A 12,137-nucleotide genomic window follows, 5' to 3' on the forward strand; every position below is an offset into this window, starting at 1 on the left:
AAGCTGTATGCTTAATCCCCCAGGTTTATCGGGTGAGCCGTCGCATCGCCCGATCGCTTGATTGAATATAGAAAAAGCCCTCAAGTCAATGACTCGAGGGCTTTCTTTTGTTGCGGAGGCAAGACTCGAACTTACGACCTTTGGGTTATGAGCCCAACGAGCTACCACTGCTCCACTCCGCGATATAGTCGCTATCATTTCCTGATTGCGAGTGCAAAGGTATATATTACATTCCAAACTTCCAAACATTTTCAAGAAATATTTTCAATTTGTTTGCATACGCCCTTCGCTATCGGGCAGTGAAGCCTTGTTTAGCAGCAATTTGACACTAGAAATTCTCGATCGTATCAAAACCGAATGGTTCATATAAATGCAGACGGTTTCTCAACGATTGTATCTCCGCCTGCAAATTCCGCATCCGGTTCAGCATATGATGAATGGCCTCGATTCCCTCGATGTTAATAGACAAGTCGTAATACATACGTGTGTATTGTTCCAGATCACGGAGCTGGGAAGAGAAGAGATACCTCTCTCCATCCGTGATATTAATGTCTATCAAACCTCCCTCTTCCAGCAAAATGATGAACGAAGGGTCTATATGGCATTTCTGGCAGTATTCACTGACAATAACTAAATCTGTTTGCATAATACACCTGTTTTTAATTTAGACTTTGTATTTCCCGGAACAATTCCTTCTGTTTCTCCGTCAAGTTGGTCGGCACCTCGATCGAGTACGTGACGATCAAGTCACCAAACTGCCCCTCCTTCTTGTAAACAGGGAATCCCTTACCTTTCAACCGGACTTTCGTATTGTTTTGCGTGCCCGGTTTTACTTTCAGTTTCACCTTGCTATCCAAGGTATCGATAATCTGCTCGCCACCCAAGACCGCCGTATAGAGGTTCAAGGGGACAGTCAGGTACAGATCGTCTCCCACCCGTTTGAAACGGCTGTCGTCCGGGATAATGAACGTGATGTACAAATCACCGGCAGGGCCTCCATTCATGCCCGGCCCGCCTTGGCCTTTCAGCTTAATGGTTTGCCCGTTGGCTACGCCGGCGGGAACCGTGATACGCAGGTTCTTGCCGTTCACGGTGATCACCTGCTTATGTGTCTTGGCCGCATCCATCAAGGATAAGTGCAATTCGGCCGTGTAATCCTGTCCACGGAACCCATGATTAGAACGGCCACCGCCACCCCGGCGGGAACCAAACATAGACTCAAAGAAATCCGAGAACTCTCCATCATCGCCGGAGGAAGACCAATACGTACCTCCACCGTTCGAGAAGCCGCCGCCAAAGCCGCCACCTTGCTGGCCGTACTGCTTCCGTTGAGCCTCGAACTCATCCGCATGTTTCCAATTCTCCCCGTACTGGTCGTATTTCTTACGCTTTTCCGGATCGCTAAGCACCTCGTTCGCCTCATTGATCTCCTGAAACTTACGATGGGCGTCGGGATCGTTCGGATTCAAGTCAGGGTGATATTGCCGAGCCAACTTCTTATAGGCTTTCTTGATATCATCCTGAGAAGCGTCCTTGTTCACCCCCAAAATCTTGTAATAATCGATATAGGCCATAATCTGATATGTTTAGTCTATTTTTCTCATATAATTATATAACAATAAACATACCAAGGATAGTTTTGGTTAGTGAAAATTTACTTAAAACGTTTTTAATCGTACACGCACGGAATTAAGATTGTCTGTAGATAGAAAAGGCTCTAGCCGGGATCATCAGATACCGCTAAAGCCTTTTATGGATAGGAAATTCTTCGAACCTTATTTAAACTGCATCATCTTGCTGATATACTTCCCGACAATATCGAACTCTAGGTTCACTACCGTACCTTTCTCGATCTGGCAAAAGTTCGTGTTATCGTGCGTATAAGGGATGATAGCGACTTGGAAACTGTTTTGCTGGGAGTTGCATACCGTCAGGCTGACGCCGTTCACGCAAACGGAGCCTTTCTCCACGGTCATATACCCCCGCCGGGCCATCTCCTTATCAAAAGCGTACTCGAACGTATAGTACCAGCTGCCGTCCGCCTCCTTCACCTCCGCACAAACGGCGGTCTGGTCCACGTGCCCCTGTACGATATGCCCGTCCAGACGGCCGTTCATCAACATGCTACGCTCCAAGTTCACCTTATCGCCCACTTTCAGGTTCCCGAGGTTCGAACGTTCCAAGGTCTCCTTGATAGCGGTAACCGTATACGTATCTTCCGTCATGCTTACCACCGTAAGGCAAACGCCGTTGTGAGCCACGCTCTGATCTATTTTCAGCTCATTCACGAATGAGCACTTCATCGTCAGATGAAGGTTTCCTTTATCGGATTGGAGGGCTACTACCTGAGCCGCTTCTTCTACAATACCTGAGAACATAATCAAATTGTTTTTAGTTTGTACTCCCAAAACTGTTATTTATTCATGGGCAAAGATAACGCCTTTGAAGTAATAAGCCCGATAAAAAGGATGTTATTAAATGTTTTTATCACGGTAGAAACCGCACTTATTTATCGTCCAAGGAGCTCAAATCGTATCGTTGGCTTCCCATACCCAACGCTTCCGCATCCTCAACGATATGAAAGCCTAAAAACGAAATTAGGGCTACTCACACGGCTCCGTATCTCGTATATCATTCTAAACCATCCCTAAACATTCCTTAAAGCCACTTGTTTCATAAATAGATTATCCTAATAATATAGATCTTATGAAATCAAAGAATTTAACACTGGCCTCTCTTTTCGCCGGCTTGCTCATGTTCATGAACCCTACGGGAAGCGAGGCGTGTACAAGGGCCGTTTACCTCGGGCCGGACAATATGGTCGTAACCGGACGTACCATGGATTGGAAAGAGGACCCGCAATCCAACCTTTACCTCTTCCCCCGGGGAGTGCAAAGAAGGGGGGCGATATCCGATAATACCATCCAATGGACCTCGAAATACGGAAGCGTGGTGACCGCCGGGTATGATATCGGTACGTGCGACGGCATGAACGAGAAGGGACTTGTAGCCAACCTATTGTTCCTCACCGAGTCATCTTATTTCCGACCGGACGATAACCGCCCGGTTATGGGGCTTAGCATCTGGACGCAGTATGTACTCGATAATTTCGCCACGGTAGATGAGGCGGTTGCCGAGTTAAGCAAGGAGGTCTTCCGCATCGACGATCCGGATCTCCCGAACGGGGCGAAATCGACCTTGCATCTCTCGATCTCGGACGCTTCAGGAAATAGCGCTATCTTCGAATACCTGAACGGGAACTTGGTTATCCACGAGGGACGGGAATGCCAAGTCATGACGAATTCCCCTACATACGATAAGCAACTAACCTTAAACGATTACTGGCAACAGATAGGCGGCTTAGTCATGTTGCCGGGTACGAACCGAGCTTCCGATCGTTTCGTGCGTGCCTCTTTCTATATCCACGCCATCCCGCAGACAAGTAATTTCAGGGAAGCGGTAGCCGGGGTATTCAGCGTAATGCGTAACGTATCGGTACCTCTGGGAATCACGACCCCGGATCAACCGAATATCTCCTCTACCCGCTGGCGTACGGTAGCCGACCAGAAGAATAAGGTATATTACTTCGAGTCTACTTTAAGCCCGGATATCTTTTGGGTAGATTTCAAGAGCTTGGACTTCAAGGCAGGTACACCTATCAAGAAACTAACGCTCACAGACGGCGAGATTTACGCCGGAAACACCGCCAAAGATTTCAAGGACAGCAAACCGTTACCGTTCTTGTTCGGGATCTGAAGGGCCGATATCAACATCCCTGCCGGATGCTGTCCACGGGATTCGTGCTGGCAGCCCGGTAGTTCTGGATCGTAACCGTGAGCAACGTGATGATCGTAATGGCAAGGAAAGCCAAGAGGAAAATCCACCAATGGAGCGGAGCCTTCAAGGCGAAATTCTCTTGCCAGCGCTCAATGCCGTACCAAGCGATCGGCGAGGCGATCACGAAACAGATCATGACGATCCATAGATACGATAGGTTATGCTTCCGCAACAAGTCCATCACGGTAGCGCCAAATACCTTCCGGATACCGATCTCTTTCCGTTTATATTCGCTCTCAAACAAGACAACACCAAATACGCCTACCAAAGACACAAATACGGCAATCAAGCTGAAGAACAAGATTTGTTTGCCAAGTAGCAGCTCTTTCTGGTACAAGTTCTCTTGGATATTGTTGAACAAATGGATATCAAGGGGATAATCAGGATCTAGTTCCCGCAAGGAGCTCTCTATGTCTAGCGAGAGTTGACGGTAGTCCGTCCCTGGGCGAACAAGGATCATCAGGTTCGTCAAGGTCCCAGCCATAATATCTTTTCCGACAAAGATGGCGAACGGCTCCAGCTTATCCCGGAACGAGTTATATTTCAGGTCAGGCACGAAACCGGCGATCTTCTCCCTACGATGTAAATCTCCCCAGTCCAACCGGATTGGATCTCCCGCTTTCAGCCCATAGGTCCGTTTCGCTTCCTCATTGAACAAATAAGTGCCATCGCTCAACTGGTCTTCCGGCAGGAATCCCCGACCCTCCAGAATAGGAAGGGCCAATACCCGCTCAATCTCCGAGTCTGCCTGCACCACCTTGAATTGGATATCCTCATCCACGTAGGTACGTCCCCAGCCGGAGTAATTATCCTCAGCGCCAAGCACTCTTGAGGTAAACGACAAGGCCTCGACAGAGGAGAGTTGCCCCAACCGCTGACGCACGCTCTCCGGTTGCCTGCTCAGATTACGGTTTAGCTTTACGGTGACAATCCGCTCGCTATCGAATCCAAGCGGCGTATGAAGCATATTGTAATTCTGCCACGTGATAAACAAAGCCGCTATAACCAAAATAAAAGAGGCCACGAACTGAAATCCTACTAACACATTGCGGAACGAGCGCCCCTTGGGAGATAAGCCGAAATTTCCTTTCAGCACCAGTGCCGGAGAGAAAGAGGTGATATACCAAGCCGGCCAGCAACCAGCGATAAGTCCGATCAGCAACACAAAGCCTCCACAGGCGATCAACAAGGGCATCTGCCCCTCCAAGGAAATGCCTCCACTGACCAAATCCACAAACCCGGTCTTCGACAACAGGCGAACCAGCAGCAAAGCGATCAGGTAAGACAACAGGCACATCCCCACCGCCTCCGAGGCCACGGCCATCCGGAGCGCCGATACCGGACTCCCCAATACCTTCCTCGTGTTGATGCCCCGCAGACGGACCGGCACCAAAGCATTGCTGAAGTTCATGAAATTAATGACCGCTATCAATACGATCAAGATAGCGATAGCAGATAGCGCTTGAAGCTGGGCATAACTCCCCTTTTGCTTCTGTGAATCGTAGCTCGTGTCAGTCTTAAAATAGATATCCGGCAGAGAAGTCAAGCGCAATTGTCTCGTTTTCCAATTCCATTCGTCGTGGCGGAAATTTTTCTCGAAACCAGCCAAGACATCCGGAGCGGAGGCCGGATTATCCAGACGGAGATAACACTCAAAATTATTTTGCATCCAAGCGCCTGCGCCTTCCTTGTCCGATATGCGCCGATAGACCGCATTACTGACGATCGAGTTGGAGGGAAAGTCCCGGTAGACACCTCCCACCTCGGACGTCCACCCCTCTCCGATCAAGACTTGCCCGACCGCCGGATGATTGCCGAAGAAACGATGAGCCATACTTGCCGGTATCAATACCCGGCCCTTCTCCTCCAACGCCGCCGCTTCACCTTCCACCATATCAAAGTTGAAAACACGGGCATAGGAGGGATAGCAGGCATAGAGCTCCTCATGGAAAGTCATCCGCTCACCATCCCGATCCACCGTGATATACTTCTTATCGCCCCACCGATTGATTAGCGCCCCCTCCTCAATATGTGGAGAGGAGGCCAAGAACCGATCGATAAGCGGGCGGTTCAATACGACTTGCGCCCCTTTATTATTGTGAACGATCTCCAAGCGATACAACCGGTCGGCATGCTTATGGAAACGATCGTATCCCCACTCGTAACGAACTTGCATGAACAAGATCAAGAAAGCTGTGAAAGCCACAGATAATCCTGCTACATTCAAGAAACTAGCCATTTTAAAACGACTGATCACAAAAACGAAATTTCGTACGATTGAGTTCATGATATTTTCTTTTAAAAGTTACTAAAGCCTATGCCTAAAGCTATCCACCGGATTCGATGTGGCAGCCCGGTAGCTCTGGAAAAAGACAGAGACAAACGAGATCACGAGGCAGAATAAGCCGGCAGCGATAAATATCAGCGGGCTTAAACCGATACGATACGAATAGTCGGACAGCCAATCTTTCATAAAGTACATAATAATAGGTATGGCAATCACGAAAGCGATCAGCACATAGTTCAAGAACGTGAATACGAGCTTAACCAATATCTGCCGGTTGCTGGAACCAAATACCTTTCGTACGGATACTTCTTGCAAACGCTGTTGGATAAAATAAGTGGACATCGCCAATAAGCCTAGCAAAGAAATAAGGATGGCGATTATCGAGAATACGATTACGATCTTTGCCAAACGGATTTGCGAGTCGAATGAGTTTTGTAAACTCTCATCCATGAAGAAAGCCTCAAACTCAAGTCCGGTCACTTTCTCATATACTTTACCGATAGCCTCCTTTGCGGCGAAAGGATCACCTTGTGTCTCGATCAAAATCATCCAAGGAGCTTCATTATCTTTCAAGAAACGGAACATGACAGGGTTCATCCCTGTCGTCACATTTCCAAAGCAATAGAAATCCCGGACGATACCCGCTATCGCTATCGGCCTTTCGTGCCTATCCAACATAAAAGAGGTCGCATCCTCCGATAAGTTCATCTCACGCATCGCTTGCTCGTTTAGGAACCAGCCCTCTGTCGTTAAATGGTTATCACGCAAAATCTCCAATCCCAGCATATCGTAACAATCCTTATCCATAACGAATTGCTGAAAAGATATATTTTGCCCCTGATAAGTAGAAGTCCAATTATTACTACCGAATAAAGGCAATCCTTGAGTCTTCCCGACCCTATCTACGCATGACAAACCTTTCAACTCACCGACAAAAGCGGATAACTGCCTTTCATCCACCGACCGCATAGCCAATAAATTCTTCGTTTTATATCCGACAGGAGCGTTGATCATATGAACGATCTGGCAAACCATCGTGATAGAGGCGGCGATCATCGTGATCGTGATCACATTCTGGAATACGATAAAGAACTTACTGAATACCATTTTCGTCTTAGCTCGGAACGTACCCCTTACCACCTCGATCGGTTTAGAAGAAGAAATAATGATAGCAGGCAGTAAGCCGGATAAAACTCCCACGACAACCGTTAATGAAACCAAAGCCAATAGCCAGACAGGTCTACCCAATACATTCATATCGACACGTGTCTGCAATAAATCATTGACAAACGGCACGACCGCCAAAGCAAGGAGAACCCCAATAACCAAAGAAATAAACGTAAGCAAAGTAGACTCCAGCATCAAGCGCATGAATAACTCGCCCCGTGAAGAACCCAAAAGGCGCCGGGTAGCCATCTCCTTCGCCCTGAAACCCGCTTGGGCGACCGTCAAGTTAATATAATTAATGACCGCGAAAATCAAGATAAGGAAACCTACGGACATCAGCACGATCACGAAACGCCAATCTCCCTTTCGCAAAGAAGAGTAAGAAGCGGCTTTCGCAAAATACTGCTCACTAAGCGGCAATATGCGTACCTCCTTTGCCGTCCCATATTGATACGGCCAATAAAACTCCTTGAACCAATGGGCCATATCCTCCGCACGAGAAGGGAAATCACTACCCTCACGCACCAAGACAAAAGCCGATGTACTTCCGGCATTCCCCAACTGATCCGGGGCTAAGCTGGGGTTAAAACAGCTAACCTGCTCCCAACGCACGATCACATCCGCTTCGGGAATAGAGGAATGAAGTAAATCCTCCACCACCCCGTTTATAGTAGCCGATATGGTATCTCCCACCACTAACTGCCGTCCCATCGGATCATCCGTTCCGAACATCTTACGGGCGAACGAAGAGGAGACCACCGCATAGTTCCCGGCGGCCAACGCTTGCTCACGAGTGCCTTGTAACAGCCGGAAATCAAAGAAATCGAAGAACGTGGAGTCCGCAAACATCACGTTCGCCTTTAGTTTCCGATCACCGGAAACTACAACTATATTGCTTGAATTATCTGCCACTACCGGGCAAACTTTCTCTACCTCCGGATAGCGTTCCTTTATCTTATAAGGAATGGCAGCTCCGGTGGCCATCCAATTTTCATTCCCGACCAGATAGATACGATCCGCCTTGGTATGGAATTTATCTGTAGACATCTCCTGTACCGTATAGACCGCTATCAATAACACAAACATCAACGATACAGACAGACCAAACACGTCTATCAGCGTATAAGCCTTATTCCTTCCGAGGAACTTGAAAAAGGACTTAAAGTTCAATAAATTATTCATGAATTATAAATTTTCAATTACTCAGATTTCAAGCAGTTCACCGGATTATCATTAGCCGTCTTGCGGGCATCCAGACAAACCACGGAATATATAATCAATAATACACATACGCCGCAACCCAAGAATATGTACCATGACAAAGGAACCTTCTCCGTGAATTGCTCTTGCCACTTTTGCAAGACAAAGTATGCTATACCACCGCCTAATATGACCGCATAGATACAGATATATCCGATATCCTTTATGAACAACCTCAATATATCCCATAAGGTAGCCCCATTCACCCGGCGGACGGCGATCTCCTTACGACGACGGCTCACCTCATCATTCGTATAGCCTATAAGTCCTATCAACGTAACAAGAAGCGTGACCAAACCTCCGATCATCACGGAATCACGGAATTGACGGGAGTCCTTATATAGATCCATGATCTCGGAACGGAAAGAGATAGCGTTCAGTTCACGATCCGGAAATGTCTCGGATATCTTCTGCTGTAAACGAGCCATACTATCGTTGCTCAGCTCATGGAACTTCACCTGCAAGGTATACATGGGCTTATGCGCATAGAATAATACGGAAGGCCGCATATCTTGGTTCGAGATTCCTCCCAGACGGATATTCTCATAAACACCGCAAATCGTGAATGGCTCCTCATTCCATTTGCTATGCTCGGTGACGCAAATATCCTTCCCAACAACATCATCCGTCCAGCCCGCTACCAATTTCATTTTCTCCACGAAACGGCGGTCTACCATCACCTCTCTTGAATTGGTCACATTCTCCGTGAACGAGCGGCCTTGGATCACGGGAATCTCCATCATGTCCAAATATCCGTTACCTACCCAATAGAGATCGGCGATATTAAAAAGCTCTTGAGTCTCACCCGGTAAAAGAATATTATTACCGGAAGCATGCTCGAAAGGCAATTGATAAACGGTGGTAGCCGCAGCGACTCCCGGAAGCCGCATCACCTCATCCAGAATCTTGGCACGAGAGGTAGAGTCCACGCCAGCTAACCCGCAGTAGGCAAGGTTCTCATAGGCATATCCCGGACGATCGTTCACCATAAACGTATATTGACGGGCAACGAAAACAAGCATCGTCACCAAAAAGCCCGTGGCTACAAACTGGACAAGCAACAAGGCTTTCTTCCAGATACGCTTATTTTCCCGGTAATTACGGAAAGCGGAGGCCACCGGAATCCGAGCGTATAATGATCCCGGCATAAAACCAGATACGAAAAACACCAAGATACATATCCCTAGCAAGACCAAGCTACCATTAGACAAGAGCAAGGAATCTAACGAAGTCGCCAACAACTCCTCTACCGTACCTCTAAACGCAAGGATCAACAATAAGGCCAAGACCAGTGAAAGCACTATATGTACCAACGCCTCACCAAACATCATACCATGAATATTATTCTCGCTTGCCCCATAACATTTATGGACAGCCACCTCCTTCGAGCGATTTACGATAGAGGATATCACGATCAAGATATAGTTCATCACCGCCGTGAAGATCAAAGCGAAGGCCAGTAAGGAAAGTATCCATGTCATTCGCTTGACTTGCGGCAACTCCTTGTGTAAGCCATCCAGCTCATGAAACGAGAAACCAATGTTAAACCCTGTCTTTTGCTGTTCCTCCGGAGGGAAATAAGAATTCACGAACGTATGCACCTGTTCCTCCAAAGCTAAAGGATTCACTCCCTTGTGCAATTTCACGTAGCTTATGTAACGATCATTTCCCAACATATTAGTAGGCGAACCCTCCCACATGAACCGACCCGCCGAAGCCATAGAAACAATCACATCGTAACGGGAATGAGAATTTTCCGGAACTTCCTCAAAAACGCCACCAATAGTCATAGTACGTCCCGGCGAACTGTCTACCGTGAAGTTTTTCCCGATAACATCGCCCCCGATATTTTTCGCTATACGACTTGATACCAACACGTACATCGGGGTGGAAAGAACCTCTTTCGCATTTCCGATCAGCATAGGACGAGGAAGAATATCAAAGAAACAACTATCCGCTATGATACAACGACCGGAGTATTTCATCTTGGTGTCGGTCATCGTAAAGGTCCAGTCTCTAAAACTCGTGTATCGGGTGACGGTCTCGATCTCGGGTATCTGTTGTTGCATCGTGGGAGCGATGCCACCGCTTGTTTGCGGATAATCCTTCAACTCCCCTCCATTTTGCTGGTATTTCGCCCATACTTGATAGACCCGGTCTCTATCCGGATAAAAATCATCATACGATTGTTCGAAATAGACTTTAGCGATCAATACCAAACCTACCGCTAAACCGATTCCCAACGATACGATTTTCATCACGTTATGCCGCCCTTTCTTAAAAATGGAACGAATGGCGATTAGTATGTTTTTCATATTATATCGATTTTATTCCAGCACCAGCACTTCATTATCCTTATAACTCTCATAACTGGACACAATCACCTTCTCACCGGCTTCCAGACCTTCAAGAACCTCATAATATTGCGGGTTCTGACGACCGATCTTGATAGAACGCCTGTAAGCTTTCTTTCCATCCGGATCAAGAACAAATATCCAACTTCCACCCGTACTCTGGAAGAAAGTTCCCTTCGGGATAATGATACTCTCGGTAGGTTGTCCCAGCTCCAAGTTGATATAGTAGGTCTGTCCGCTACGGATATTATCCGGACGCTCACCCGTGAAAACGAAATCCGTACGGAACTTACCATCACGAACCTCGGGATAAACTTTGCGCACCGTTAAGTCGAAAGACGAGCCTTGACGCTCGAAAGCGGCGCTTAAGCCCGGTTTCACGCGGTCTATATAATGCTCGTCGATCATGGCCTCTATCTTATAATCGGAAAGGTCGTTAATCTGGCCGATCTTTTGTCCGGGATTGATGCTTTGCCCCAATACGACATCCAACAGTCCCAACTCACCGTCGATCTGGGAACGGACATTCAAGTTTTCCTTACGTTCGCGGATCAACAGGATATTCTTCCGCATGTTCGCCAAGCTGGCCTCCATCTCATCCATCTGGATCGTGCGGGAGATAGAGTCTTGGCGCAAGCGCTCGGTAATCAAGGCGTGCTTTTGAGAGGCTAACTCGAAGTCCTCCTTCGCTTTCAGATAATCCTCCTTGGCGATCAAGTTCTCTTTATACAACTGCTCTTGTTGGTTGAACGAGCGGCGGGCCCGGTTCATGTCCATATCGTATTGAAGTTTCTCCATCTGATTGGTCAGCTTATCCTGCTCCATGGTAACCTGCGTATTACGAAGGAAGTTCTGCTTCTCCGCCAACTCGGCCTCAGCGTTCAAGATCTGCAAATCTAGATTTGAGTTGCTCAGACGAACAATGATATCGCCTTTCTTCACTTGGGCACCCTCTTCCACGACTTTCCCCTGTACGATACCGCCCTCCTCGGGGCTAAGCTGCACGACCGTGATCGGTTGCACCTGACCATCCATACGAAAGAAGTCATTGAATTGCTCACGGGTCACATTGCCGATGCTAATTCCTCTCGCGTCCACTTTCAACGTAGAAGCATGATCACCAAAGATAATCCATCCCAACAAGATAACGAACAACACGCCACCCGCTACATAAGGAATATGCTTCTTCTGAAGACCTTTCTTTTTCTCTAATTGTATATCCATCGTATTCT

Annotated in this window: 8 protein-coding genes and 1 tRNA gene; 1 reads left to right on the forward strand and 8 read right to left on the reverse strand. The window is 47.5% G+C overall.

Translation table 11 applies throughout. The features are described 5' to 3' along the window. Positions 1-110 precede the first annotated feature (110 nt). From DWX33_RS18590 to DWX33_RS18605, 4 genes are all read right to left on the reverse strand, one after another. A tRNA-Met gene (locus tag DWX33_RS18590) sits at positions 111-182 on the reverse strand. A 146-nt stretch (positions 183-328) separates the two neighbouring features. Then, a complete protein-coding gene (locus DWX33_RS18595) occupies positions 329-646 on the reverse strand; it encodes a chaperone modulator CbpM (RefSeq protein ID WP_048928110.1) in 318 nt (105 codons plus the stop codon). Between the two features lie 13 nt (positions 647-659). After that, entirely contained in the window at positions 660-1,574 is a 915-nt protein-coding gene (locus tag DWX33_RS18600) for a DnaJ C-terminal domain-containing protein (protein ID WP_008773998.1), read from the reverse strand. A gap of 201 nt (positions 1,575-1,775) precedes the next feature. Then, positions 1,776-2,378 (reverse strand): riboflavin synthase, encoded by a 603-nt coding sequence (locus DWX33_RS18605; protein WP_057329461.1) that lies wholly within the window; start codon positions 2,376-2,378, stop codon positions 1,776-1,778. 376 nt (positions 2,379-2,754) lie between these two features. Between DWX33_RS18605 and DWX33_RS18610 the strand changes: the two genes are divergently transcribed. Beyond that, positions 2,755-3,756: a linear amide C-N hydrolase gene (locus tag DWX33_RS18610; protein WP_369799703.1), complete on the forward strand. Its 1,002-nt coding sequence runs from the start codon at positions 2,755-2,757 to the stop codon at positions 3,754-3,756. Between the two features lie 10 nt (positions 3,757-3,766). Here the strand turns inward: DWX33_RS18610 and DWX33_RS18615 are convergent, their stop codons facing one another. Genes DWX33_RS18615 through DWX33_RS18630 form a run of 4 tightly spaced genes read right to left on the reverse strand, consistent with a single transcriptional unit; the run spans position 3,767 to position 12,129 of the window. Beyond that, positions 3,767-6,124, reverse strand: coding sequence for an ABC transporter permease (locus DWX33_RS18615; RefSeq protein WP_122144325.1), 2,358 nt, complete (start codon positions 6,122-6,124; stop codon positions 3,767-3,769). A 21-nt stretch (positions 6,125-6,145) separates the two neighbouring features. Further along, positions 6,146-8,473, reverse strand: coding sequence for an ABC transporter permease (locus tag DWX33_RS18620; RefSeq protein WP_121772773.1), 2,328 nt, complete (start codon positions 8,471-8,473; stop codon positions 6,146-6,148). Between the two features lie 17 nt (positions 8,474-8,490). Beyond that, on the reverse strand, positions 8,491-10,866 hold the full coding sequence (locus DWX33_RS18625; RefSeq protein WP_122380837.1) for an ABC transporter permease: 2,376 nt from the start codon (positions 10,864-10,866) through the stop codon (positions 8,491-8,493). 12 nt (positions 10,867-10,878) lie between these two features. After that, positions 10,879-12,129, reverse strand: a complete 1,251-nt coding sequence (locus DWX33_RS18630; RefSeq protein WP_122380838.1) for an efflux RND transporter periplasmic adaptor subunit — start codon at positions 12,127-12,129, stop codon at positions 10,879-10,881. Positions 12,130-12,137 lie beyond the last annotated feature (8 nt).

This window comes from Parabacteroides sp. AF19-14, from assembly GCF_003635485.1.
GTDB classification, from domain to species: Bacteria; Bacteroidota; Bacteroidia; order Bacteroidales; family Tannerellaceae; genus Parabacteroides; species Parabacteroides distasonis.